This is a genomic window from Desulfobacterales bacterium, assembly GCA_029211065.1.
Taxonomy (GTDB): Bacteria; Desulfobacterota; Desulfobacteria; order Desulfobacterales; family JARGFK01; genus JARGFK01.
The window spans coordinates 1-25528 of record JARGFK010000014.1 but is presented as its reverse complement, the minus strand read 5'-3'; the positions used below and the strand labels follow the sequence as shown (position 1 = coordinate 25528).

The following is a 25528-nucleotide window of genomic DNA, read 5'->3' as shown; positions in this document are numbered from 1 at the left end:
GTTCCGAAAGGCAAACGGATAAACTCATGGCATCATCAACGCTGAAAGCTAAGGGGCCCATCACACAGCTGAAAGAAATCTCATCGTGGGTATCTTCGATACAGGACCTGGACCGTCTGCTGGAGCTGATCCTGCAGTCAGCCAGCCGGATGATGCACGCCAAGGCGAGTTCCCTGCTGCTGCTGGATCAACAGACCCGCAAACTTTATTTTAAGGCTGCCACCGGTGAAAAAAAGGATGAGGTCAAGGCCTTTAAGCTGAACATCGGGCAGGGAATTGCCGGTTATGTTGCCGCCAAGGGAAAACCGCTTCTGATATCGGACGTCCGCAAGGATCCGCGCTGGTATAAGCAAATAAGCGAGTCCCTTGGGGTTGAAACCCGCTCCATTGCCTGTGTACCCATGAAGATGGATGGCGACACCATCGGTGTGGTCCAGATTATCGATAAGACAGACGGCAGTGCCATTCAAAAAACCGACATGAAAATACTGAAAGAATTTGCCGATCTGGCTGCCCTGGCCATCGGCAATGCCAAGAAAATCGAACAGGTTAAAAATGAAAACGTCGATCTGAAAGAAGAACTCGGCTTTAAATTCCAGCTTGTCGGCACAAGCTCGGCCTTTAGAAATGTTATTTCCGATGCCTTTAAAGTCGCCAACTCAAAATCCAGCGCCCTGATTCTGGGAGAAAGCGGAACCGGCAAGGAGCTGTTGGCGCGCTTGATTCACGGCGCCGGACCGCGCAAAGATAAGCCGTTGATTATTATAAATTGTGCCGCTCTGCCGGAAACCCTGCTGGAAGATGAACTTTTCGGTCATGAAAAAGGCGCTTTTACCGGGGCTACCAGCCGCAAAATCGGCAAATTTGAACTGGCCGACAAGGGCACCATTTTTCTGGATGAAATCGCTGAAATGAGCCCGGGAATGCAGGCGAAACTGCTGCGGGTTCTGCAGGAGGGCCGCTTCTACCGCCTGGGTGGAAATACGCCCATTGCCGTGGATGTCAGGGTCATCTCCGCAACCAATAAAATACTGGACGAGGAGGTTGCCGCCGGCCGCTTCAGAGATGATTTATACTATCGTCTGCACGTGGTCCAGATCAACATGCCGTCCTTAAGAGATCGCATGGAAGACATCCCGCTGTTGTCCGAATATTTTCTGGACATCTTCAAGCAGGAATCCGGCAGCACGTATCTGACCATATCAAAAGAGGCCATGGAAAAACTGTTTCTCTATCACTGGCCCGGCAATATCAGGGAGCTGCGCAATGTTCTGGAACGGGCGGTTGTCATGGGAGACGGCAAGAAGATTTTACCACAGGATCTGCCTTTTTCCGTATCAGAACCGGCGGGCACCTGCCTACAGGTCGGATTGACACTGGAGGAGGCCGTCAATAATTTCAAAAAGGAATTCATTGCCCTGAACCTCAAGCACACCGAAGGCAACCGCAGCCGGGCCGCTCAAATAATGAATATCCAGCGGACATACCTTTCGCGCCTGATATCAAAATATAGCCTTTCCTGATTCAGGTCCTCTCCGTTTTCCCCCACATGCCGATAAGTCGTTCTAAAACCCCAATGGTCGGCAGCCCCTCTCTGCTCCGGTCTAGAGTGGTTGTCAAAAATATGTTCCCATTGAATGAGGTTTATAGCTTGAACACCAGCCGCCGGATTGTTCTGTTTCGGTCGGCAAACTGTTTGAGCAAATTAGAGTGCGTTCAATTGAACCTCATCTGATGGACTTGATTTGTTCATCAGTTGATCTTCTTGAAATGCTCTAAATATCCAGGCCGAGTTCAATTGCTACGCACGCTTATTTGCGAGTTTTTGCCGATTGAAACGGAATTGTCCAGCGGCTTAATCGGAACGGAATTTTGACAATTGCTATAAAACAAATTTCACAGTGATGACGGCGGTTCAACATACCGCTGCATTTATCCCTAAAAAAGCTTCACGTTTTTTTGCAGGGGATTATTTTCCATGCTGGCATTCATTTTGCATTGAATATTGTGAACTGACGTGTGAGCCCATCCGTCAGAAATGCTTCAATGATCCCGGCGAGAGGGGGAAATTATGAATTTTTGGGAGACCGAGTCAGGCCCATCGCAGCAGGACCATCTATCACAGCGGCAAGCGGCCAATTTTTACAGTGTCGAACTCTTAATCCAGGAACTGAAGATGCTCTATCAGTTTAAAATCTGGAATTTTTCATCAGAGCCCATGTTTATCATGGTTAAAGAAGATTCAGCCCTTCTGAACCAGCTCAAGGTGGGTACTGTTTTTAAAAGCAGATACTACAGCACCGATTCGTTGTGTCCCACTGTGGATCTGGAAACCCAGATCAAACAGATCGCCAGGGATGAACAGGGTCGCTTCAAAGGACATTATTTGATCGAACTGGCAATTATTAAGGATGCGGCTTTACAGACAATTCATTAATATGTCAATTAGTTATGTTTAAATAACTGGTCGTTGCACAGATCGACCTGCTTAAACGATTCAGATGCCGGCTGTTGATAAATAGATATGTCCAAAAAAATTACCGTATTTGTATTCCGCGAACACAGCGCACGCCTCCAGTCGCTTTCGGTTTCCACAAACCGGATCGTGTCTCTGCTGTGCCTCCTGGCAGCCGGGTTGGCGGTTATGACCGCTTATGCCATTGATTATGGAAATCTCAAAGAGGCTCACGGCACCGCTTTTAATATGCGGCACAAACTAACGCTTCAATCGGATGAAATATCCCGCCAGCGACGCCAGATTCAATTTTTTGCAAGTGAAATAAACAGGTTAAAATCTGCCGTCTTGGCGTTTGATCAGTTTGAAAAAAAAATAAGAATCATTTCCAACATAGAAGCAACGCCCGGATCAGGCAGCCTGTTCGGCATTGGCGGCCCGATCCCGGCCGATATGGAGATAAATGTTCCCGTTGATGAAAGCCATGATGATTTACTGCGTGAAATGCACACGCAACTCAAACAGGTGGATGAAGCCACCATGGCCCAACGCAAGGGGTTTATGGCATTGCTGGACTATCTGGAAGACCAACGCAGTCTGCTGTCCTCGACCCCTTCCATATGGCCCACCGATGGGTGGATATCTTCCGGATTCGGATACCGCAACTCGCCCTTTACCGGCTTGCGTGAATTTCACAAAGGAATCGATATTGCCGCTGTAAACGGCCAGGCAATCTTTGCAACGGGTGACGGCCTCATAACCTTTGCCGGCCCCAAGGGGAGCATGGGTAAAATGATCGTTATTGACCACGGTCATGGAATGACCACCCGTTATGGCCACCTGAAGACGTTGTCAAAAAAACAGGGGAACAACTTAAAAAGAGGAGAAGGTATCGGTTTTATTGGTACTTCCGGAAGAACAACGGGACCGCATCTGCATTACGAGGTCCTTGTAAACGGCATCCCGGTTAAACCAAGGGCATACATTCTGGATTAAAAGAATCTAAATATAGGTGCGTTGAGGGATTTAAGCCCCAGCGTCAGGTGCACAGTTTTGTGTGCATCCCTGCACACAAAACTGTGCAAAGGTTAGGTCAAGCCAATTATTAAAACAGCTTTCCATACATAAAATGGTCATCCCAACTGAGCAGTTTGGTTTTATAGGGGCTGTTTTATATAGGACCGACACGCCCTGTCCGTATCCTTTTCTACACGGACCTGTATGAAAAAGTGCAAAAAACTCCCAAAGGATCCGTCAATATAAACCTATCGGTCGATCCCGGCCAGCACCTTCGCGGCAGCCGCCACAGTCGCATCAATATCTTCAGCCGTATGTGCGGCCGAAACAAACAGCGCTTCAAATTGAGAAGGCGCCAGGTAAATCCCCTCCTGCAGCATCCCCTTATAATACGCCTTGAATTGATCTAAATTGCTGGTTTTGGCATCTTTAAAACTTCGCACCGGCGGCTTTGTAAAAAAAAGGCCCAGCATGGAGCCGACCCTGTCGATGGCCACCGGAATCCCTGCCTTTTGGGCTGCCCCGGCCAGGCCGTCGGACAGGCGCACGGATTTTTTTTCCAGCGCCTTGTAGAAATCGGACTTTTGCAACTCCTTCAGGGTGGCTATACCCGCTGCCATGGCAACCGGGTTGCCGGAGAGCGTCCCGGCCTGATATACCGGCCCCTGGGGAGCCACATGTTCCATGACCTCGCGTTTTCCGCCGTAAGCGCCCACCGGCATCCCGCCGCCGATAATTTTTCCCAGGCAGGTAATGTCAGGGCTGATTCCATACAAAGACTGGGCGCCCCCGTACGCCACCCGAAACCCGGTCATGACCTCGTCGAATATCAAAATGCTGTTGGCGCGGACGGTCAGATCCCTCAAGGTTTCCAGAAAACCGGGGGCGGGGGAAACCAGTCCCATGTTTCCCGCCACCGGCTCCACAATGACGCAGGCAATCTTTTCACCCTGAGCCGCAAAGACGGACTTTACACAATCAATGTCGTTATACGGCAATGACAGCGTGCTTGCAACAAAGGCCGCCGGCACACCGGGACTCCCGGGAATTCCCAGTGTGGCGACGCCGGACCCCGCCTCAACCATGAGCGAATCGGCATGTCCATGATAGCAGCCGTCAAACTTCACAATCTGTTCCCGACCGGTAACGCCCCGTGCCAGCCGAATGGCGCTCATGGTTGCTTCTGTACCGGAATTCACCATCCGGACCATTTCAATAGAGGGAACGGCCTCAATGACCAGTTGCGCCAATTGGATTTCAAGGTCGGTCGGCGCCCCAAAGCTGGTCCCGCGTTTAAGAACCGAGGCGATGGCCTCCAGGACTTGCGGATGGCGGTGGCCGAGAATCATGGGCCCCCATGAGCCGATGTAATCGATATAACGGTTCCCGTCCACATCATACAGCCAACTGCCCTGGGCACGATCAATAAAAATAGGCTCGGTTCCCACCGACCGACAGGCCCGCACCGGACTGTTAACACCACCGGGAATGATTTCCGTTGCCTTTTTAAAAAGTTTGTTGGAAGTTTCAGTCTTCAGCATGTGTTTTATATCCTTTCGTTCTCTGGACGGTTAGAGTTGGCTTCTTTTGTTTTATTTGGTACAGATAACAAACCCGAATACCCGGGTCAAGGAAGGTTTTAATCGTGACGCTGCGCAGGGACCCAAAACATCTCTCTAAGCTCTTGGCGTACATGCTGGGACGCCAGCCGGATGAATTCGGTCTGGTGCCGGATGGAGACGGCTTCATTAAGGTCAAGGAACTGCTTCAGGTAATCAGCGAAGAAGACGGCTGGCGATATGTCCGCCGTCAGCATCTTGCTGAAATTCTTTTAACAGTCCCGGACCCGGCCATCGAAATAAAGACAGATACCATCCGTGCCAAAAACCGCACGCAACTTCCCCGGCCAACGCCTGCTCAAAACCTTCCGAAACTTCTCTTTACCTGTGTCCGTCGAAAAGCGCATGCGGTTGTCCTGGAAAAAGGCGTTTTTCCAATGGGACACTCCCGGGTCGTACTGTCTTCCAGCAGCGATATGGCTGTGCGAATGGGAAAGCGTAAAGACCCCATGCCGGTCCTGCTGACGGTAATCGTCCCGAAAATGTTGGACAGGGGGTCTGTTTTTCATCAACTTGGCCAGACACTCTTTCTGACGGAAACCGTCCCGTTCGATTGCTTCACCAGCCCCCCCGTGGCCAAACAAAGGCCGAAACCGCTAAAAGAGGCGATTGTAGCGGAAATATATCCGCACAAATCTGCCGGCACTTTCCTGCTGGATTTGCCCGGCCCAAAGCCTCCTGGGCCGCATTTTCGCGACAAACAAAGAAAAAAGGACATCGCCTGGAAAAAAGACCGCAAAAACCAGAAAAAAAGAAAGGATAAAATGTGGCCGGACCTATAAAAAATTTGACACGCCCCGGCAAAGTTGATATGAGCCTAACCGTTCATGATTGAATTGACCAGAGGGCCGTTAGCTCAACTAGGCAGAGCACCTGACTCTTAATCAGTAGGTTGTTGGTTCGATTCCAACACGGCCCACCAAAAGCTGAAAGCGGGGTTGGCTTATCATTTAAAAAAGCCGGCCCCTTTATATTTAAAATAAATTCAACTTGACATATAATATTTTATAATGATATTTTTTTACGTTTTTAAATTCATATCCGTCCTTGCTCCGGCTTTTTGCCGGGGCTTGAATAGCCAAAAGGAGGTTTTATGCGTAGATATGAGACGATTGTGATTGTGAATCCCGATGTTGGGGATGAACAGCGAGAGCCTGTCTTTGACAGGGTCAGGGAACTGATCCCGCAACAAAACGGAATCCTGGTCAAGATTGACAACTGGGGAACCAAAAAGCTCGCTTACGAAATCAAGAAAAAGGTGCGTGGATTCTACTCCCGTATTGACTACTGCGGTTCCGGCCCCCTTGTTGATGAAATCGAGCGGTTTTTTAGAATCGATGACAGGGTTTTAAAATTTATGACGATCATGCAGGCAGAAAAGGTTGACCCCGAGCACATCCAGGAAGAAATAGCCAAGGCTGCCGCTCTGGAAGAATCGGCGTCACGGACGGCCGAGGCCAAGGCTGCCGCCCTTGAAGAATCGGCGTCTCAGGCGGCCGAAGCCAAGCCTGCGTCATCCCCTGTCGAAACTGCCGAAGTCGAAGCGAAACCGACCGATCCGGCGCCAGCCCCGGCTGAAAACAACAAGGAGGAATCCTAAAATGGCACCCCCACCCATCCGTAAACGCGCCAATAATGATAGCGGCCGTAAACGAAAAGTATATCATCGACGAAAAGTTTGCCGCTTTTGTGCAGACAGCAAGCTGGAAATTGACTACAAGGATGCAAGGGCATTAAAATATTTTATTACAGAGCGTGGTAAAATTATCCCCCGGCGAATATCGGGAACTTGTGCGAAACATCAACGTTCTCTGACAGTGGCGATTAAACGCGCCCGGACCATTGCGCTCCTGCCTTATGTAGGCACATCGGAATTTTAATTGATCCTTATTCCGGGCTGCCTCAAAGGAGAAGCGGATAGTGCCTCAACCCAACCAGGGCAAAGTGTCAAGGGACATTCTGAGCGGTATAACAATTACCATCTCAATTTTCGCCGTTTCAATTTATATGCCGCTCCTGGGGTTGTTTTGTGCACTATTTCTCCCGCTGCCGGTCCTTTTTTACAGGTCCAAGCTCGGCCGTAAAAATGGTGGCATTGTTCCGGCAGTGACCATTACCGCCGTGGTCGTGGTTACCGGCAGCCTGTCCTTCGAAGCCGTGTTCTTTGCCGGACTGATCATCCTCGGGTTTGTTCTGGCCGAGCTGATCGAAATGAATCTGACGGTGGAAATAACCATCGGATTCGCAGCCGGCTCGGTTCTGCTGATCGGCATGCTGGCTTTGTTCTTTTACAGTATCGGATCCCAAACGGGGATCTATAAGCTGGTTTCAGATTATGTCCTTATGAATCTGGAATTTTCTCTGGCAATGTATGAGCGCATGGGCATGTCGGATGAAAATGTCCGTCTGATAGCCGGTTCTTTAAAAGATATTCAATACGCTATTGTAAGAATTATACCCGGGTTGGCTGTTGCTTCGATTCTGTTTGTTTCATGGATGAACCTGCTGATGGCCAGGCTGATCCTGATCCGCAAAAGCCTGTTTTTTCCCGGGTATGGCGCCCTTAACCGGTGGCGGTCGCCCGATTTTCTCGTGTGGGGCGTCATCGGGTCCGGTGGATTGTTGCTGACCGGGGCTAAATCGTTTAAAATGCTTGGCCTGAATGGGCTGATAATTCTGCTGACGATATATTTTTTTGCAGGGATTGCCGTTGTGTCATTTTTTTTTGATAAAAAGCGGCTTCCGCCCATGCTGAGATTTTTTTTATACAGCCTGATTGCCTTGCAACAACTGTTCCTGCTGTTTGTGATCGGGTTGGGTTTGTTCGATACCTGGCTAAATTTCAGAAAAATTGAAACCGGCCGGTCAATATCAGAAGACTCCTGAAAAACAGGATTTTTCAATTCATAGTGGAGGCCCTTAAATGAAAGTAATTTTAAAAGAAACCATTGATTCCCTGGGAATCATCGGCAGCGAAGTCGTCGTTGCAGCCGGATACGCCCGAAACTATCTTTTGCCACAGAAAAAAGCGGTTCTTGCCACACCGGAAAATCACCGAATGCTGCAGCAGGAAAAAGCCAAGCTTAACATTCAAATCGCCAAGGAAAGAAAGATTGCCGAAGAAATGGCCAAGCGGCTGGATGGCGTTGTGTGTAAACTGCAGGCAAAGGTCAGCGAAGAGGACCGCCTGTACGGTTCGATAACGACCCGGGACATCGCCGCGGCTCTGTCTGCCCAGGATATTCAAATTGAAAAAAGAATGATCCTTCTGGGTGAACCCATCAAAACCCTCGGCTCATTCAAAGTACCGATCCGTATCTATACGGATGTAGAACCGGAAATCACCGTGGAAATCACACCGGAATAATTGGCAGGGTTCACAGACAAAAATGGGTGACGGCAAAACGCCCATTTTTTTAAACAACTTTTAGAACAGTTGAACTGATGGCCGGCAGCCGATTACAAACCCAAAAAGATCCTTTACTCCAGCACCTTCCTCCTCAAAGTCTTGAGGCGGAAGAATCGATCCTGAGCGCCATTTTAATTGATAACCAAACGCTGCTGGATATCATGGACATCCTGGGGCCGGCGGATTTCTATCGATCCGCCCACCAAAAAATCTTTTCCGCCATCACCGAACTTTTTTCCAAAAACGAACCGGTGGACCTTGTCACCCTGAGCAACCTGCTGCGGGAGAAAGGCGAACTGGAAGCAACCGGCGGGGCATCTTATCTTGCCTCCATCGTAGACACCGTCCCGCTGGCCGTCAATGCCCAGCATTATGCTAAAATCATTCGTGATAAGGCCTGCCTGCGCCGCCTGATCGAAAAAGCCAATGCCATCAGTAAACAGTGTTTCCAAAACCCGGGCGACGTCTCCGAGGTCATCGATTTTGCCGAAAACGCGATTTTCGAAATATCCCAGAACAAAATCCGGCCGGCCTTTTTCCCCCTCGGCAAAATAATCGAAGACAATATCGATACCCTGGAAGAACGTCAGGGCAACAAGAGTCTGGTTACCGGTGTTCCCACCGGATTTACCGACCTTGACGGCCTGACATCCGGCTTCCAAAATTCGGACCTGATTATTCTGGCCGGTCGTCCCAGTATGGGGAAAACCGCATTTGCCCTTAATATCGCCAGAAATGTTGCGGTGGAAGCCAATATCCCCGTGGCGATATTTTCACTTGAAATGGCCAAGGAACAACTCTCCATGCGGATGCTGTGCACCGAGGCAAAAATTGATTCATCCCGTTTACGCAGCGGCTTTTTCGGTAAAAAAGACTGGGTCAAACTAACCGATGCCGCCGGCATCCTGGCCGATGCCCCCATTTTCATAGATGATTCGCCGGATATCTCGGTGGTTGAAATTCGGGCAAAGGCCCGCCGGCTCAAAATAGACAAAGACATCGGCCTGATTATTATCGATTACCTGCAGCTGATGAAGACGCGCGCCTCGGCTGAACGCAGAGATCTTGAAATTTCGGAGATCTCGCGATCCTTAAAAATACTGGCCAAGGAACTCAGCCTGCCGGTCATCGCCTTGTCCCAGCTCAACCGGAAGCTGGAGGAACGGCAGGACAAACGTCCCCTGCTTTCAGACCTAAGGGAATCCGGAGCCCTTGAACAGGACGCGGATGTGGTTGCGTTTATCTACCGTGACGAAGTTTACAATAAAGATGAAAACAACCCCAAAAAAGGAACCGCTGAAATCCTGCTGAAAAAACAGCGCAATGGGCCCATCGGCGATGTTAATATTAAATTTTTCGGGGCCTACACCCGTTTTGAAAATCTTACCACACGGGAATAAAGTGACCACTATCTTAAAGCGTTATCCCGCCTTTTCTTTTTGTTTGCGATCAATCAGGGGGAAAAAAATCAAAACTTAATGAAGCGGATTTATGGAAATACCGGCGGGCTGAAAGCAAACCATTTTCGCCGGCTGGAAAATCTTTACCGACGTCGAATCCCCCCTGATTTTCTAATAACCAGCGAACTCACCCGCGACATCTGCCTCATCTCGCATGAATTGCGCCGCCAGATCGGCCTGTTGATAGACCGCAACGGCCAGATTTCCTATGTCATTGTCGGCGATCATCAAAAAATTGTCATCCCCGATACCGACGCCTATCGCATTACGCCCGGCCGACTTAAAGGATTACGGTGCGTGCATACCCATCTCGGCGACGAGCCCCTTACCCGGGACGATCTGACCGATTTAGCCCTGCTGCGCCTGGACATGATGGCCGCCGTCACCATTAACGCGGACGGGCTGCCCCGTCAGGTCCACGCCGGCCACATTCTGCCGGGAGACACGGCCGAGGCCCCCTATCAACAACTGCCGCCGCTATCTCCGCATCAGCTTGAAATCGGCTGTCTGCAGATGATAAAGGCCCTTGAGGATGAACTCGCCCATGTCCGGGCTTCTTATAATGCCGACCTGAAAAAAGAACGCGCGCTGCTGGTAAGCGTATCCACCGCACCCAAAAAAGTTTCCCTTGACAGCATGGCGGAACTAAAAGAGCTTGCCCTGTCGGGCGGAATTCATGTTATCGGAACCGTGCTGCAGCATCGAAACCAGACCGACACCCGGTTCCTGATGGGCATCGGAAAGCTCCAGGAACTAACCATTCTGGCGCTGCAGAAGGACGTCACCCTCATCGTTTTTGACCAGGAATTGAATGCGTCGCAAATTCGCTCCATAACGGACCAGGTCGCACTTAAGGTCATCGACCGGACCCAATTGATTTTCGATATATTTGCCCAGCGCGCCCAAACCCGGGAAGGTAAACTTCAGGTCGAACTGGCCCAGCTCAAGTACCTGCTGCCGAGGCTGGTAATGAAAAACACGGCCATGTCGCGCTTGACCGGCGGCATCGGCGGCCGCGGTCCGGGGGAAACCAAGCTGGAAATTAACCGGCGTCGGGTCCGCGACCGGATCGGACGGCTTGAAAAGGCGTTGACCCAGGTCCGCAAACACAGGAAGCAGCAAAAAGCCCGCCGGCAAAAAAAAGGGCTGCCGGTTATTTCCATCATCGGATACACCAATGCCGGGAAATCGACCCTGCTCAATTCGCTCACCAAAAGCAACGAGCTGGCCGAAAGCCGCCTGTTTGCCACCTTGGATCCTGCCAGCCGGCGTTTGAAATTTCCCCGGGACATTGAGGTCATCATCACGGATACGGTGGGGTTTATCAAGAATCTCCCCAAGGATTTGATGGTGGCTTTTCGCGCCACTCTGGAAGAACTTGAAAGCGCTGATCTCTTACTGCATGTTATTGATATCAGCAATCCGCGCTTCGAAGACCAAGTTGAATCCGTTGAAAAAATCCTAACCGATCTGAACCTGCACCGGATCCCTACGATCCGGGTATTGAACAAAAAAGACCGGGTGCCGCCTGAAACACTCCCCGGTTTCGTCCGGTCGATTAAAGGAATCGCTATTTCAGCCAATAACAGCGCCACCCTCGGCGACTTGATCCAGGCAATGGCTTCCAGCATTAGCCCTAACGCAGTATAAACAACAGGGCAAAGAGTGGTACTTACAAAAACCAAGCAAATCAGACCACGCATCTCTCAAAAAAAAGAATCCCCCTGGAGCAAGACTTGTCGACAACCCCCCTTCGGCCTGAGCTCAGGGTCGAAGACAAGTCGAGTTGCTGCAGAGAGATTTTTTATAAGATAATTTGAATTGGGCTATTGAACTTTTAAATTGAGGCTGTTGTCTGAAATCAGTTCTTCCAGAATTTCAATGCGCGCATTTTGTTCCTGCTCAATGGCACAGCGCAGATTGAGCGCACAAAACTTTTTACAAACCTTGTCGTTGATGTTGAATCCACCAAAACAACCCAGATAGTCGTCCAATGCAACTGACCGCATTAACTCTTTTCGCATGTCCCATCCTTTAAATCCAATAATGAAAGCATTTCCTGATGGATATTCCCGTTGCTTGCCAGAACTTCCCTTTTATCAAGCGTAAATGCGCTGTTCGAAAAATCCGTAATAACCGACCCGGCTTCGCCGGCAATTACCACCCCGGCAGCCGTATCCCATGGTTTTAAATTCTGTTCCCAGAAAGCTTCAAAACGTCCGCAGGCCACATAACACAGATCGAGGGCCGCAGAACCCAGCCGCCTTACGCCCTGGGCAACTTTTAAACAGCTTGTAAATCGATTCATCATCGGGCTAAAAACATTTTCAAGGTCGTAGGGGAATCCCGTGACCAGCAGGCTTTCCGAAACGGTTTTCACGTCCGAAACCCGTATCGGCCGACCGTTTAAAAAGGCCCCCTGCCCCTTGGCTGCAATAAAGAGTTCATCCGTCATGGGGCTCAAAATAATGCCCAAAACAAGCTCTTTATCTACACGAAAAGCAATGGAAATTGAAAAAAGCCCCAATCCGTGGGCAAAATTCGTTGTCCCGTCAAGGGGGTCAATTATCCAGCAGCAGTCGGCCGACCCGATATCATCACCGCTTTCCTCCGCCAGAATGCCGTGGCGAGGGAAAGCGCCCCGAATGGTATCGATGATGACCTTTTCAGATTCGGCGTCAGCTTCGGTAACGAGATCGTTGGCTCCTTTTTTCCGGACCCTTTTTACCCGGCCAAGCTTCATCCGCAGTACTTCGGCAGCTTTAAAGGCTGCAGCAACCCCCACCCTTTTTTCAGATTCCAGCAACATAAGGGGTGTTTCTATAATTTTTTAGTTGGTGCTGTCAATATTTATTCGGCCGGGACGGAACGTTTAAGCGGACCCGGGTCGGGCCATTCCTTCGGCTGCAAAGCGGATATAGCGGTTGTCACAAAACCGTTCCGTTATCCCAACGTTTTTTTCTACAACCGCTTATACCGCAATTCATCGTTTCGGAACTTGATTATGGAAAGCGGTATATAGGGGGTGGCGCAAACTGGAAATGCCGGGATAAAATTGAAAAAACCGATACCGGGAGGGACGGAAGGGGGTTAAAACTTTCCGGCTTCAAGTTTATTGCTTATAAATTCTACCTGCCGGCGCATGGCAACGCTTTGCCTTAATTCACGTTCCACCACCCCAATGGCATGAAGAGCTGTGGCGTGATAGCGGTTGAAACTACGCCCGATCTCCTGCAGCGGAGAATCCGTATATCGACGGGACAAAAACATGGCGATATGCCGCGGCCGGACAACGGTCTGTTTGCGGGACCGTGAAACGATATCGCCGATGGAAATGTTAAACTCCCTGCACACCAATTTTTTGATGACATCAATGGTAATATTTTTGCTCTGCCGGGCAATATTTTTGACAACGCTTCTGGCAAGGCCCAAATCAATGGGCGCACCCAAGAGAGAAGATTTGGCGGTCACGCCGATCAGGCCGCTTTCAAGCTGCCGGACATTATCTGAAAGCTCGCTTGCCAGGTAACTTTTAACATCGTCCGGCATCTCATATCCATTTAGCTTGGCTTTTTTTTCTAAAATCCGGACCCGTGTCCTGAAATCCGGCGGATCAATGGCTGAAATCAGGCTGCAGGACAGCCGTGAACTCAACTGCTCATTCATTTTCGGGATGTCGGCCGGCAAATAACAGCTGGTGAAAATTAATTTTTTATTGGCATCCAGCAGACAATCCAGGGTTAATGCGAGCTCGGTTTGGGTGCCCACCTTTCCGCTCAGGAAATGGATATCCTCCAGCAGCAACACGTCGCAGCGCTTTCTGTATTTTTCTTTGAACCTGTCAAGGACGTCATGCCGCAGGGCATGAATCATTTCATTGGTGAAGTCTTCCGAGGTGATATAATAGACCCGCTCGGACGGGGTTTCAGATAAAATGGAATGGCCCACGGCCTGGGAGAGATGACTCTTCCCCATACCGGTCTTGGATAAGAGAAACAGGGAGTTTTGGTGCGAATTTTTGTGTGAAGCCAGAGAAAGTGCCGCTGTATAGGCAAAATCATTATTATCCCCGACAACAAACTGGTCAAAGGTAAAATCTTTCCGCAGCAGGCGCCCGCTGTGGGGCTGCAGGTTCAGGTGGGGAAGCGGCAGTTGACGTTCTTCCTCCGGTTTTGATTTTGAATCTCCGTTTCTGCCGGACACAGTAATAAAAAGCCGGCAGGGATTGCCGGAAATCCGAGCCATTTCCTGCTCGATCAAGGCCCCGTACTGATCAAGAACCCGTTTTTTAGAAAACAAATTCGGGCAGGTCAACACCAGACCGCCCGGCTTGTCTTTTTCAAACTCCATGGGTTCAATCCACATGCTGAAGCTGTGGCGTGGAATTTGTTCTTTTAAAACATTTTTGGCTTCTTGCCAGATAGCTTCCATAAATAAAAAAAATCGACGTTAATGAAAATAAGGTGTTGTTATTGAAGAGATAATTGGAAAAATTGCAACAAGACCAAACGGTTTGACAGAGTTATCTCGGATTATGAAAAAACTGTCCCCCCAAAAACTGGTTATCTTTTATGGCATTGACCCGCGGGTGTCAAACCGAAAAAATAGGGGTTAAAGTTTATTTGCAAACGAGTTATGAACAATTTTTATCTCTTTGTTTTTATTTGATATATAACTAAACCGGCCTGCAATCGCTACGGAATGAACCCTTTCGGGAAAGATCCTATTTCTTTAAACATTTTAGGCATATCCACGCTTCTGCTTAGAATCTTGACAATTATGCCTTATCAAAATATCTCTTATTTTCTACCATTATCTCTTATTATCTAATATTTTCTAATTAATTTCAGAGCGTCTGTTTAAAGTTGGTCCGATGCAGCCCTTTACTGCAAATCTAAATCAATATGATTTTATTTGAAAAAAAACCGGGTTTCTGTAGTATGATGAATTTTTCGATTTAATTTTGCCGTCTTATACAGCGGTTGTCAAAAAAACGTTCCGTTATCCCAACGTTTTTTTCTACAACCGCTTATACCGCAATTCATTGTTTCGGAACTTTATTATGGAAAGCGGTATAATGACATATGCCGGATGGGGCGTCCCTGGGCAATATTTTATTCAGTCGCGCCCATCCACCGGCGTTGTCGGGAAATGATCACTTTATGGAATCTGAAGCCATCATCATTCGGGGTGCCAGGCAGCACAATCTGAAAAACATTGATATTGAACTGCCGCGCAACAAACTCATTGTTGTAACAGGGCTTTCGGGGTCCGGCAAGTCAACCCTGGCCTTTGACACCCTTTATGCCGAAGGACAGCGCCGCTATGTCGAGTCGCTCTCAACATACGCGCGCCAGTTCTTGGAAAGAATGGAAAAGCCGGACGTCGATTCGATTGACGGCCTTTCGCCAGCCATCGCGATAGAGCAAAAAACAGCCAGCCATAACCCGCGCTCAACAGTGGGAACCGTTACGGAAATATACGATTATTTACGTTTGCTCTTTGCCCGGGTCGGATCGCCGCATTGTTATCGTTGCGGCCGGGAGATAACATCGCAAAGCATAGACCAGATAGTCGACAAGGTTATGGCGCTGGGTTCGGGCGACAAGGTCATCATCCTGGCCCCGCTGGTAACCGACCAAAAGGGGTCGCACGAAGCGCTCTTCAAACAGCTTAAAAAGGAGGGTTTTGCCCGCGTCCGGATAGATGGTGAGATGTTGGAACTTGAATCCGTCGGCCGGCTTGATAAAAACAAAAAGCATACCATAGACGTCGTTGTGGATCGGCTGATCGTTAAGGAATCCATCAGGAATCGCCTGGCGGATTCTCTTGAATTGGCTCTTTCCCGGTCAGATGGAATCCTTAGGGTGGATGTCGTTGGAAAAGGGTCCTATCTTTTCAGCGAAAAAGCGGCCTGTATTGATTGCGGCATCAGTTTCCCCGAATTGACGCCGGCCAGCTTTTCTTTCAACTCTCCCCAGGGCGCCTGTCCAAAATGCGACGGGTTGGGTTCAACCACGGAGTTTGACCCGGGATTGATCGTTCCCAATACCGAACTTTCCCTGCGGGATGGGGCAATCGCCCTTTGGGCCAACCGAAATTCCGTTCACTTTGTCGAATTTTTAGAAGCCCTCACACGCCACTACGGCGTGGATATTTATACCCCCTACAAAGATCTTCCGGAACGATTCAGACAGGTGCTCTTATACGGCTCAAGTCAAGAAGAAATCACCTATTATTTTGAGCGCAATAACCGCCGCTACACCTATCGAAAGCCCTTTGAAGGAATCCTGCCGAAACTTGAAAGACGCTATCTCGAAACCGACTCCCACCAGTCCCGCGATGAAATCCGGCGGTTCATGAACTTTCGTATCTGTCCGGAATGCAACAGCTCCCGGCTCAACCGGATCAGCAGCGCAGTCCAGGTCGGCGGCCGGCGAATATTTGAAATCACTGCGCTATCGGTAGCGTCGGCCCACACTTTTTTTAACAGCCTGACGTTAAGCGGCCAAAAAAAAATTATTGCCTCACGGATCTTGAAAGAAGTTATTGAACGACTGACGTTTCTTGAAAACGTGGGGCTCAACTATTTGACCCTTGACCGCTCGGCCTACACCCTTTCCGGCGGAGAGAGCCAGCGCATCCGGCTGGCCACCCAGATCGGATCAAAATTGACCGGCGTGTTGTATGTTCTGGACGAACCCAGTATCGGTCTTCATCAGCGCGACAACCAGCGGCTCTTGAAAACCCTGATGCAGATGCGGGCCCTCGGCAATACCGTCATGGTCGTCGAACACGATGAAGAAACTGTTCGTGCAGCCGACCATGTTGTGGATATGGGACCCGGCGCAGGAATGCTGGGCGGCGAAGTGGTTTTTTCAGGGATACCGGCCCAGTTGATGCGCTGCGAGAAATCATTGACCGGTCAATATCTTTCCGGTCGCAAACGGATTGAAATCCCTGCCAGGCGTCGTTCCGGCTCGCAGCAAAAGCTCGTCCTGCTGGGAGCCGCGGAAAACAATCTTAAAAACATCGATGTCGTGTTTCCCCTGGGCCTCTTTGTCTGCATCACCGGCGTGTCCGGTTCGGGAAAATCAACCCTGTTGCTGGAAACCCTTTTTCGGGTCCTTTCCCAGCGCCTCTACCACGCCCGCGTTCCCGTTGGAAAATATCAATCCATTGCCGGAATTGAGCATATCGATAAAATTGTCAACATCGACCAGTCCCCCATCGGCCGGACACCGCGATCAAACCCCGGGACGTATACCGGTGTGTTTACCCACTTCCGGGAACTTTTTGCGAAGACACCCGAAGCCCGCATGCGCGGTTACAAAGCCGGTCGTTTCAGTTTTAATGTCAAGGGCGGCCGCTGCGAAGCCTGCAGCGGCGACGGCATCATAAAAATTGAAATGCATTTTCTGCCGGATGTTTACGTTGTCTGCGATGTCTGCCAGGGGAAAAGGTACAATCGTGAAACCCTCGAGATCAGATACAAGGGTAAAAACATTGCGGACATTCTGGATATGACCGTCAACCAGTCCCTCCAGTTTTTTAAAAACATCCCCACCATCCGCGTCAAGTTGACGACCCTGGCGGATGTCGGTATCGGATATATCCGGCTGGGACAGCCGGCCACCACATTGTCGGGCGGAGAGGCCCAGCGCGTCAAGCTGTCACGCGAATTAAGCAAAAGAAGCACCGGCCGGACGGTCTATATATTGGATGAACCGACCACCGGCCTGCATGCCGACGACATTCAGAAACTTTTGAATGTCCTGAACACGCTGGTGGACACCGGCAATACGGTCATTGTCATTGAGCATAACATGGATGTCATCAAATCCGCCGACCACATCATCGACCTGGGGCCGGAAGGCGGGGATGCGGGGGGGTATGTGGTGGGGTGCGGCACGCCGGAAGAACTTGCCGGAAACGATGCTTCCCATACCGGTCGATATTTAAGAAAATACTTATAAAACATCGGGGCCGTGTGGATAACCCACACGGCCCCTGCTTCATTAGGAATGGAAACTTTCTATTGACCCAGCAACTTCAGCATATCTGCCAGTTGGGGGGCTTTCCCCAAAAGCATAAAGGCAATTACCAGGGTATAAATAACCAGCGACTCGATCAGGGCCAGACCGATAATCATGGTAACCGTGACCTTGCCCGAAGATTCGGGGTTTCTGGCAATCCCTTCCACCGCGGCTTTCAACCCCAAGCTCTGTGCGATGCCGCCAATCGCAGCTGCGATAGCGATACCGAATCCGGCAGCCGTAACGCAGGCCGTAAAAAATTTCAACACATGTTCTTCCATCTTCAGCTTCCTCCTTTTAGGTGTGATTCATTGGCTTCTTCTAACTTTCCCATCTTGATTATTTAAGGCTTTTTTTAATGCGCATGTTCCATCGCGCCGGCAAAATACATGATCGAGAGCATAAAAAACACAAACGCCTGAACAAAGGCAACAAAGATCCCCATTGCCATGATCGGCAGCGGCACAAAAAAAGCGCCGGCCAGACCGAAAAGGATCGCCAAGACCAATTCATGCCCGCTCATGTTGCCGAAAAGACGCATGGACAGCGACAGCACCCTGGCAAAATGGCTGATCAATTCAATGGGCAGCATAATTGGGACCAGCCACCATACCGGTCCGATGAAGTGCTTATAATACTTGGCGCCATGGTACCTGAAACCGATATAATGCGTAAAACAAAAAACAACGATGGCGCATGACAGGGTCGTATTATAGCTCGCCGTCGGCGGAAAAAATCCGGGAACCAGTCCGATCAGGTTGCAGACGAAGATATACAGAAATACCGTTCCCAGGACCGGAAAAAACCAGCGGCCCTCCTCGCCGGTAATATCGACGATAAAATCTTCAAGACCCACGACAACAAATTCAAAAACATTCTGCATCTTCGTCGGGATGCTGGCTAAGTTCCGGGTGGCAATGCTTCCCATCACGATCAGAACGATCATTACCAGCCAGGAATAAAGAACATGTGGATAGGCATGCGCAAAGTGCTCAAGACTTTTAATGCCGGTAAATTCAGTGGCCTTGACCAGAAAAAGATACGGATGTTCCAACTTAAGTTGCCTCCTTGAAAATAATATTTTTTAACTCGTACAGGGCTGCGATCTTAATGCTCACCACCACGACAGAAAGACCGATCAACAGCCCCCCGGGGTCGACCATATGTTTTGAAATCAGAACAAAGATAAGACTTGCGCTGAGCATAAACCGAAAATAGTGCCTGGCAACGATGGATTTGACTGAAGGAAGGCGGGTTCGATTAAAAGCCTTTTTAAGGGTACGATACATGAGGTGAAAGTTGATGGTAACAATCAGACCGCCGGCGATAATCCCCATGGTAAAATCAAACTTTGCGATGATGCCGGCGGCGATGCTGGCAATCAAAAGCACGACCCAATTGGAATAGTTGATAAATCTAAGTATGCGCTGTTGGATACCCATACAACATGTCTTTCAGCTTTTTAGGACAGTTGCCGAACGCCTCATTTTGAGAGGCACGTTAGAACTTTCTTATTTTTTTTATCGCCAGCGCGATATTTCTAAAGCCGGCAGCGATTCCCAAAACAAGAAAAATAAGTGCCGCCCAAGGTGACGAGTGAAACACTTTTTCATCAAGATAGTTTCCGATAAAATAACAGATGACAATGGGAAGCGCTATCTGGAAACCCAGACTGCCGAAATAGGCGAGATCCCTGATATAACGTCTGGTTTCTCTTTGCATAGAAAAGAACGCCCAGCATCATCAAAAAAATCAACCAAAGGTGATTTAATTAACATATGAAATCCGGCAAGTCAATGGTATTTTGGCTGCTGCCGGCACTCCCCGGCGTATAGAGACGCCCCGCCGCTCTATCCCCGCAAGTTTCCCTTTTTGTAAGCTGTATGGGAATTTACGGCTGTGGAGAGTCTCCGGTATTTTCCCATTTTGAAATAACCCCTTTTCGATGGAGGTCGTTAAAAACCTTCACTATTTCGGGATCAAACTGGGTGCCGGCCCCGGCCAGCAGCATTTGCATGGCGCTGTTGATGTCCAGCTTTTTCCGATAGGCCCGATCCGACGTCATGGCATCAAAGGCATCCGCCACAAACAGAATGCGGGCCAACAGCGGAATGTTGTCATGTTGCAAGCCGCGCGGATATCCCGACCCATCGAAACGCTCATGGTGGCATCGGATAATTTGCTGTTCCCGGCCCCACATCCCCAGCTTTCCGACAATGTCTGCGCCGATGTTGGGATGCTCCTGGACTTTCTGGAATTCCACATCGGTCAACTGTCCGGGTTTCAGCAGAATGTCATCCCGGATGCCGATCTTGCCGATATCATGGAGGCGACCGGCCACATTGAGAATATCAATCTCTTCGGCGGCGCACCCCAGTTCCCGACCGATTAATATCGATAAATCGGTCACACGGATTGAATGCTGCTGGGTGTAGAGATCGCGAAATTCAAGGGCCCTTACAAACCCGTACAGGGTTGCAAAAAGATTCTGATAGATATTTTCATACAGCGCCAGGTTTTCAATGGCATAGGCAGCGTTTTTCGTCATAAAAGACATATAAAACAGGTCTTTATCGGTGAACCGGGCCGATCCCGTACATATGGTGGCCATTAATACCCCGAAAACCTTGTCTTTTATTTTTAAAGGTGTCAGCAACAGAGACGATATATCCCGGGGCAACCCGCGTACCCCTTTATTTTCAGCGATCAGCAGCGGCAATTCATCCGCAACGACCTCCATAATCAAGGATTCCACGGCCTGCATCCCGTCATTGCCGCCGTCCGGGCAATCCCTGCCGGACGCCGCGATTGCAAAAGGTCGCTGGACGGCGTCATTGATGACATAAAATTTCGTCTCCTGCGCACCGCTCAGCTCCAGTGACAATTCGACAACCCGTTTAAAGATATCGAAGCTTGAGTCAATCGAGGTAAAATGACTCATTATTTTATTTAAAATATTTAACTCTTCGACCTTAAAAAGGAGTTCCTTGTTTAAAACCTCAAGCCGGGCTTTGCTTTCGACCTCCTTCTTTAAAATAATATTTTCCACGAAAAGCTCGCGTTCCCGCAGCACCCGCCGCAGGCACAACTCCATCTGATTCAAGCTGATCGGTTTTATCAAAAAATCAACCACCCCATTTTTTAAGGTGTGGAGGGTATTGTCCAGAGAGGGATAGCCCGTCATCACGATAACCGGTATGGTATTGTCCGCTTCACGGATATATTCGGCAAGCGCCAGCCCGTCCATTCCGGGCATGTTGATATCGGTAAAGCAGCAATCTATTTTCTCGTTCTTCAGGACTTCCACAGCGTGATGGCCGTTTGATGCGGTTATAACCTGATACCCCTTGTGCCGGAAATACTCGTCGGCCAATTCCAGAATATCCACTTCATCGTCTACGAAAAGGATCGTTTCGGTTCTCTTGTTTTCCATTGGTCTCTTCACACAAATTAGGCCGAACGGACTCCAAAAACTATTTCAGGCAGAACACCGCTTGCCCCCCCGCCTGCTCTCCCGGGGTGCTGCAATTCATTTTTAGCCCGGCCATATCAGCAGGTTGTATCGTATCATAAAAGGGCAGGATTATCTATACCACAAGGTAAATTCCTCAGCGTGTTTTACGGCATGGAAGGCCTGTCTTTTAGCCCGAAATCCACAACCTCGCCCCCTTTGTCAAGGGTTTCCGGCATCAGGCAGGACGCCGCCAGCGATACCAGTGCGCCCACGCAGTAGATCAGAAACATCTTCTGGTAAGCGCTTAGGACGGCGGAACGCACGCCAGTCTCATCCCCAGCAATGATCATTCCCACCAGAATCTGGAAAAAGGCGCCCCCAAAAAAGGGAAATATATTGACACAACCCATGGCCGTTCCGGCGATCGCCATGGGAAAAAGCTCTTTGGAAACAGCGGCCTGAATCGGACCGGCAGCGCCGCCTGCCAAAAAAATACAGAAGAACAGAACGTACAACCCGGCCGGATTCAACCGCGTCATGAAAAGATACAGTGTCAGAGAAGCGAGCAGCATCAGCGTACTGCAGCCGATCAGAACAATTTTTCGGCCCAGCCGATTGGCGGTCCAGCCCAGCAAGGGGCTGCCTAAAATCAAAGACAGCGCAAACATCGACAGGATCCCGCCGGCCGCAGGCTTGCTGAGGCCATAGACCTGCATCAGAAAAGGACCGCCCCAGAGCCCGCCGACGGCAAAGGCGATGCCGGGTGCAAAAAACCCCCAGATCGATATCGGCCAAAAACGTCCGGACGTCACCACGGTTTTAAGGCCCTGCCAGAGGGGGATGTCAGGAACCGATCCCGCAGCCGGAACCGTTCGGATCGGCGCCAACCCCATATCCGACGGACGATTGCGTACAAAGACAAAGATCAGGACGGCCATCACGAATGTCAACGCTCCGACAGCAGCCAGGGTCATGCGCCAGCCCATCAGGCTGCTGGCCCAGGCCAGCGGCGCACTGGCCAGCAGGGCGCCCACACCGCCCATTGCCATAAAAAGACCGCCCATAATCACAAACTGCCGGGGGTCAAACCATTCAGCGATCAGTTTAAAATTAGACACAAACAGGGTCGATACCCCCAGCCCCACCAGCACGCGTCCGAAAACGGCGGTGGCCAGACTGTTGGTGTGCGACATCAAAAGGGCGCCCAGCGCGGCGATGACAAAAAAAAAGGAAACCGTATAGCGCGGCCCCCAGCGATCGACCAGCAGCCCGGTGGGGAGTTGCATCAGGGCATAGGGATAAAAATACGCGGACGCCAGGACACCCAGCAGCGTCCCCCCCACACCAAAGGACGCCTGGATATCAAGCGCCAGTACGGCCGGGCATAGGCGCTGAAAAAAAACAAGCACATAGCCGCTGAATATCAGCGCGCAGATTACATAGCGATAGTTATATGACTTGGGCGGCAGGTAGGCCAAACCCGATCTCCTGTTTTATCTGGTCTGAGATGAACCGGTTACCTCAACCGTATATTTTTCCAGTGACGCCAAGTCCTCCGGCAGTTGGGAAAAAACGATCATGAAGGGAAGGGTTTGCCGGGGCGCCACCGTTTCTTTCGGCCCTATAACGTCAAGCCGTTCTGAAAGGCGTTTTTGAATGGTTTCCGCAGAAAGGCCGCCAAGCGCTTCATCCGAAATCAGATCGCCGCAATAAACAGTCTGCGATTTTACGAAATTATTATGGGTAAAGAGTCTTCCGGTAACGCGGATTTGCCCGCGGGGCGCATTGTAGTCATTCCGAACCCAGCCGGAAATAACCAGCAGCGGGCCGCTATGAGAATTTTGTACAAACCGGCTTTCAGTTCCATATACTGCTATCTTAAGATTGCCTAAGTCCTTAACTTTAGGGCGCAACATGCCACTGATATAAGGGATGCGTATGCCGAGACCGTAATGCAGAACGGATATCCCCCCCAGGAAGAGCAGCAGACATGTCATCCCCCAGAATAACGGTGCGGGGATGCCGACACGTCTTCGCCAGAAAGATGCCCCTTTTTGACCCGGTGGTTTCAGCGCCTTTGTTTTCTTTGGCTCACTCTTGCGGGAAGGATCCACATGGATCTCTTGAAACTTGCCGATAGTCGTCCGGGTTTTATACTCCGGTGCAACATCACCTGAACCCGGACCCGTTTGGCGCGGGTAGAACGCTTGGGGAATCGGACGGTTTGGTTGTTCGCCATCAGGGGCCGCGAATTCAGGCACGTCATTCACTTTCGGGTGTCCGGCTGCAGCCCCGAACCGGTTAATATCGTTCACCCCCAGCCAGTCGTCTTCGGATTCGGACTCCCTTTCATGGCCGGATATGGCCACTGACTCTCCGGAATCGAAAACCGTATCGTCATCAAGATCTATTTCGATATCAGCCTCGTCAGCCGCCTGGTCCGCGCCTGCATCGGGCAAGACTTCAAGAATGACATCCTCATCTTCAGCCCCGGGGGCTTTAAAGGGCGCCCCTTCTGAAAAATCCGCATTCGTGCTTTCATTGTCGGCGGCGTAATCGACTCCCGGCGCAATCTCCTCGGCCGGCAGTTCGTCATCCGGCAAAATCTCCAGCTCCAGGTCTTCAAATTCAGCCGCACCCGCCGCCGCTAGAGGTGTTCTGTCAGGAGCTGCTTCCTCGGATTCAGCCTGCATCTCCAGGCTGACGTCCGGACTCCCGACCGATGCATCCGTCACTGCTTCATCTGACGGCCCCTTATCGGGCTTATCAGCCCAATCCTCAAACCCCGGTCTTTGCTGCAACGCCGATTCCGGCGTTTCAATGCCGGGCTCCTCCTCCATTTCCAATCCCAGACTATCGGCATCGAAGTCGATGTCCCCTTCGGTTTCTTCCCCGGGCAGTTCACCGTCCGGTAACAAAAGGGGCTGATCTTCCGATTCATCTGCATCAGTTTCCCCGGCATCGATTTCGATGCCCAGTTCCATCCCGTCTTCCGACGGTTCCTCATCCGGCAGTCCATCTTCCCACAAAATGTCCAGTTCAGCGGCTCCGCTTACCGGCTCCGCCTTGTCCGGCCGTTCATCCTCCCACACAATTTCCGGTGGGCCGGCTTCAGCCGGCGACGATGCAGCGGCCTCCGGCAGGCCCCCCGGCGCCTCCCCCTCGCTGATCAGCTCGATATCTGCTGCACTGATTTCAACAGTCCCGGGGAACTCGATGGCCGGTGGATCGCTGATCGACCCCGTTTCTGCACCACTGTCCGTGTTTTCAGCGTCGATCTTTTCCTGAACGGACATTGCCGCAGCTTCTGCTAAAACCGGTCCTGCACCTGAAATATTTTCATTTTCAGGCGGGGATTTCTTTTTGCGGCCCCCATGAATCCAGCAGCGCCCATCTGCGATTGCAAGATTCTTGCAGGGTGAACCCGTTCGGGTCAAGGCGTCACAGCGGACAAATCCCTCGCTAATTTTGCTTTCATCTGCTGGGTTCTGGCTGTTCGGTTCCACTTCCAATGCTCCGGTTAAAGAACCATTTGACGCAGTTGCTTTTTGTTTCATGTTCTATATGCAACTGCAGGGGTTTCTATGCAGTCGTACATTTTAGAAATATAGGCAATAACTGCTGGTAAATCAAGACATATATAAAGGATAAAAAAAGAAAGAAACCAAATAGATACACCTGCGATCCGTCTTAAATTTTTATATCCGGATATAATTTTTTAACGCAGTCCGGACAAATACCGTGGCTGAATTCAGCATCGGAATGGTCCTGGATATATTTCTCTATTCGGTTCCAGTACCCTTTATCGTCACGTATGCTCTTGCAGCTGCTGCATATGGGTAAAAAACCGCAGTGTCTTGACCTCTGAAAGGGCTTTCTGAAGCTCTTGTATGACCTTGTCCCGTTCCTTTTCCGCTGTTTTGCGCCGCTCGATCTCCTGCTGTGCCAGGGAAAGTTCAAACTTGATTTCAGCCACCTGCTTCAAAATGGCCAGAACCGGACGGTTCTCGATTTCAATTCCCTTTTTGCCGCTTTGCCAGTGCAGGTAAAAATACAGAAACGGCAGGGCAAAAACAGA

The 25528-nt window shown here is 50.2% G+C and carries 23 protein-coding genes and 1 tRNA gene; 12 read left to right on the top strand and 12 right to left on the bottom strand.

Annotation, left to right across the window (positions count from 1 at the left end; translation table 11 throughout):
- Window positions 1-26 precede the first annotated feature (26 nt).
- The 3 genes from P1P89_04940 (at window position 27) to P1P89_04930 (ending at window position 3451) form a co-directional block, all read left to right on the top strand.
- Window positions 27-1523 (top strand): sigma-54-dependent Fis family transcriptional regulator, encoded by a 1497-nt coding sequence (locus tag P1P89_04940; GenBank protein MDF1590841.1) that lies wholly within the window; start codon window positions 27-29, stop codon window positions 1521-1523.
- A gap of 548 nt (window positions 1524-2071) precedes the next feature.
- Window positions 2072-2437: a hypothetical protein gene (locus P1P89_04935; GenBank protein MDF1590840.1), complete on the top strand. Its 366-nt coding sequence runs from the start codon at window positions 2072-2074 to the stop codon at window positions 2435-2437.
- Between the two features lie 87 nt (window positions 2438-2524).
- Window positions 2525-3451, top strand: a complete 927-nt coding sequence (locus tag P1P89_04930; GenBank protein ID MDF1590839.1) for a M23 family metallopeptidase — start codon at window positions 2525-2527, stop codon at window positions 3449-3451.
- A 269-nt stretch (window positions 3452-3720) separates the two neighbouring features.
- Here P1P89_04930 and hemL read toward each other — a convergent pair whose 3' ends face one another.
- On the bottom strand, window positions 3721-5013 hold the full coding sequence (gene hemL / locus P1P89_04925; GenBank protein MDF1590838.1) for a glutamate-1-semialdehyde 2,1-aminomutase: 1293 nt from the start codon (window positions 5011-5013) through the stop codon (window positions 3721-3723).
- A 104-nt stretch (window positions 5014-5117) separates the two neighbouring features.
- Here hemL and P1P89_04920 point away from each other — a divergent pair, with 104 nt between their 5' ends.
- The 8 genes from P1P89_04920 (at window position 5118) to hflX (ending at window position 11610) form a co-directional block, all read left to right on the top strand.
- Window positions 5118-5873: an RNA 2'-phosphotransferase gene (locus P1P89_04920; GenBank protein MDF1590837.1), complete on the top strand. Its 756-nt coding sequence runs from the start codon at window positions 5118-5120 to the stop codon at window positions 5871-5873.
- 63 nt (window positions 5874-5936) lie between these two features.
- Window positions 5937-6013, top strand: a tRNA-Lys gene (locus P1P89_04915).
- 171 nt (window positions 6014-6184) lie between these two features.
- The gene (gene rpsF, locus P1P89_04910) at window positions 6185-6691 is read left to right on the top strand and encodes a 30S ribosomal protein S6 (GenBank protein MDF1590836.1); all 507 of its coding nucleotides are present in this window, start codon (window positions 6185-6187) and stop codon (window positions 6689-6691) included.
- 1 nt (window position 6692) lies between these two features.
- Entirely contained in the window at window positions 6693-6971 is a 279-nt protein-coding gene (gene rpsR / locus P1P89_04905; protein MDF1590835.1) for a 30S ribosomal protein S18, read from the top strand.
- A gap of 40 nt (window positions 6972-7011) precedes the next feature.
- Complete coding sequence (locus P1P89_04900) at window positions 7012-7977, top strand: DUF2232 domain-containing protein (GenBank protein ID MDF1590834.1); 966 nt, start codon at window positions 7012-7014, stop codon at window positions 7975-7977.
- A gap of 37 nt (window positions 7978-8014) precedes the next feature.
- Entirely contained in the window at window positions 8015-8458 is a 444-nt protein-coding gene (gene rplI / locus P1P89_04895; GenBank protein ID MDF1590833.1) for a 50S ribosomal protein L9, read from the top strand.
- A 77-nt stretch (window positions 8459-8535) separates the two neighbouring features.
- Window positions 8536-9900, top strand: a complete 1365-nt coding sequence (dnaB, locus tag P1P89_04890; protein ID MDF1590832.1) for a replicative DNA helicase — start codon at window positions 8536-8538, stop codon at window positions 9898-9900.
- Between the two features lie 78 nt (window positions 9901-9978).
- Window positions 9979-11610 (top strand): GTPase HflX, encoded by a 1632-nt coding sequence (hflX, locus tag P1P89_04885; GenBank protein ID MDF1590831.1) that lies wholly within the window; start codon window positions 9979-9981, stop codon window positions 11608-11610.
- A gap of 176 nt (window positions 11611-11786) precedes the next feature.
- Here hflX and P1P89_04880 read toward each other — a convergent pair whose 3' ends face one another.
- From P1P89_04880 to dnaA, 3 genes are all read right to left on the bottom strand, one after another.
- Window positions 11787-11984, bottom strand: a complete 198-nt coding sequence (locus P1P89_04880) for a hypothetical protein (protein ID MDF1590830.1) — start codon at window positions 11982-11984, stop codon at window positions 11787-11789.
- Window positions 11969-12769 (bottom strand): inositol monophosphatase family protein, encoded by an 801-nt coding sequence (locus tag P1P89_04875; GenBank protein ID MDF1590829.1) that lies wholly within the window; start codon window positions 12767-12769, stop codon window positions 11969-11971. Before P1P89_04875 ends, P1P89_04880 begins: the two co-directional genes overlap by 16 nt.
- Before the next feature lie 281 nt (window positions 12770-13050).
- Window positions 13051-14391 (bottom strand): chromosomal replication initiator protein DnaA, encoded by a 1341-nt coding sequence (dnaA, locus tag P1P89_04870; protein ID MDF1590828.1) that lies wholly within the window; start codon window positions 14389-14391, stop codon window positions 13051-13053.
- A 731-nt stretch (window positions 14392-15122) separates the two neighbouring features.
- Here dnaA and uvrA point away from each other — a divergent pair.
- The gene (gene uvrA / locus P1P89_04865) at window positions 15123-17936 is read left to right on the top strand and encodes an excinuclease ABC subunit UvrA (protein ID MDF1590827.1); all 2814 of its coding nucleotides are present in this window, start codon (window positions 15123-15125) and stop codon (window positions 17934-17936) included.
- Between the two features lie 59 nt (window positions 17937-17995).
- On the opposite strand, the gene P1P89_04860 is transcribed toward uvrA, so the two are convergent.
- The 8 genes from P1P89_04860 to P1P89_04825 form a co-directional block, all read right to left on the bottom strand.
- Window positions 17996-18277 carry an ATP synthase F0 subunit C gene (locus P1P89_04860; protein MDF1590826.1) on the bottom strand — a complete coding sequence of 94 codons (282 nt, stop codon included), beginning with the start codon at window positions 18275-18277 and terminating at the stop codon, window positions 17996-17998.
- A gap of 74 nt (window positions 18278-18351) precedes the next feature.
- The gene (atpB, locus tag P1P89_04855) at window positions 18352-19050 is read right to left on the bottom strand and encodes a F0F1 ATP synthase subunit A (GenBank protein ID MDF1590825.1); all 699 of its coding nucleotides are present in this window, start codon (window positions 19048-19050) and stop codon (window positions 18352-18354) included.
- Window position 19051: 1 nt separating this feature from the next.
- The gene (locus P1P89_04850; protein MDF1590824.1) at window positions 19052-19438 is read right to left on the bottom strand and encodes an ATP synthase subunit I; all 387 of its coding nucleotides are present in this window, start codon (window positions 19436-19438) and stop codon (window positions 19052-19054) included.
- A 58-nt stretch (window positions 19439-19496) separates the two neighbouring features.
- Complete coding sequence (locus P1P89_04845; GenBank protein MDF1590823.1) at window positions 19497-19718, bottom strand: AtpZ/AtpI family protein; 222 nt, start codon at window positions 19716-19718, stop codon at window positions 19497-19499.
- Window positions 19719-19887: 169 nt separating this feature from the next.
- Window positions 19888-21429 (bottom strand): response regulator, encoded by a 1542-nt coding sequence (locus P1P89_04840; protein MDF1590822.1) that lies wholly within the window; start codon window positions 21427-21429, stop codon window positions 19888-19890.
- Between the two features lie 185 nt (window positions 21430-21614).
- Entirely contained in the window at window positions 21615-22928 is a 1314-nt protein-coding gene (locus tag P1P89_04835; protein MDF1590821.1) for an MFS transporter, read from the bottom strand.
- A 15-nt stretch (window positions 22929-22943) separates the two neighbouring features.
- Entirely contained in the window at window positions 22944-24956 is a 2013-nt protein-coding gene (locus tag P1P89_04830) for a hypothetical protein (GenBank protein ID MDF1590820.1), read from the bottom strand.
- Window positions 24957-25258: 302 nt separating this feature from the next.
- Window positions 25259-25528, bottom strand: a 270-nt coding sequence (locus P1P89_04825) for a hypothetical protein (GenBank protein MDF1590819.1), incomplete at its 5' end; no start/stop codon positions are given.

Coding starts and splice junctions, on each gene's coding strand:
- P1P89_04940 (MDF1590841.1), top strand. CDS start 27: ATGGCATCATCAACGCTGAAAGCTAAGGGGCCCATCACACAGCTGAAA.
- P1P89_04935 (MDF1590840.1), top strand. CDS start 2,072: ATGAATTTTTGGGAGACCGAGTCAGGCCCATCGCAGCAGGACCATCTA.
- P1P89_04930 (MDF1590839.1), top strand. CDS start 2,525: ATGTCCAAAAAAATTACCGTATTTGTATTCCGCGAACACAGCGCACGC.
- hemL (MDF1590838.1), bottom strand. CDS start 5,013: ATGCTGAAGACTGAAACTTCCAACAAACTTTTTAAAAAGGCAACGGAA.
- rpsF (MDF1590836.1), top strand. CDS start 6,185: ATGCGTAGATATGAGACGATTGTGATTGTGAATCCCGATGTTGGGGAT.
- rpsR (MDF1590835.1), top strand. CDS start 6,693: ATGGCACCCCCACCCATCCGTAAACGCGCCAATAATGATAGCGGCCGT.
- rplI (MDF1590833.1), top strand. CDS start 8,015: ATGAAAGTAATTTTAAAAGAAACCATTGATTCCCTGGGAATCATCGGC.
- dnaB (MDF1590832.1), top strand. CDS start 8,536: ATGGCCGGCAGCCGATTACAAACCCAAAAAGATCCTTTACTCCAGCAC.
- hflX (MDF1590831.1), top strand. CDS start 9,979: ATGAAGCGGATTTATGGAAATACCGGCGGGCTGAAAGCAAACCATTTT.
- P1P89_04880 (MDF1590830.1), bottom strand. CDS start 11,984: ATGCGAAAAGAGTTAATGCGGTCAGTTGCATTGGACGACTATCTGGGT.
- P1P89_04875 (MDF1590829.1), bottom strand. CDS start 12,769: ATGTTGCTGGAATCTGAAAAAAGGGTGGGGGTTGCTGCAGCCTTTAAA.
- dnaA (MDF1590828.1), bottom strand. CDS start 14,391: ATGGAAGCTATCTGGCAAGAAGCCAAAAATGTTTTAAAAGAACAAATT.
- uvrA (MDF1590827.1), top strand. CDS start 15,123: ATGGAATCTGAAGCCATCATCATTCGGGGTGCCAGGCAGCACAATCTG.
- P1P89_04860 (MDF1590826.1), bottom strand. CDS start 18,277: ATGGAAGAACATGTGTTGAAATTTTTTACGGCCTGCGTTACGGCTGCC.
- P1P89_04850 (MDF1590824.1), bottom strand. CDS start 19,438: ATGGGTATCCAACAGCGCATACTTAGATTTATCAACTATTCCAATTGG.
- P1P89_04845 (MDF1590823.1), bottom strand. CDS start 19,718: ATGCAAAGAGAAACCAGACGTTATATCAGGGATCTCGCCTATTTCGGC.
- P1P89_04840 (MDF1590822.1), bottom strand. CDS start 21,429: ATGGAAAACAAGAGAACCGAAACGATCCTTTTCGTAGACGATGAAGTG.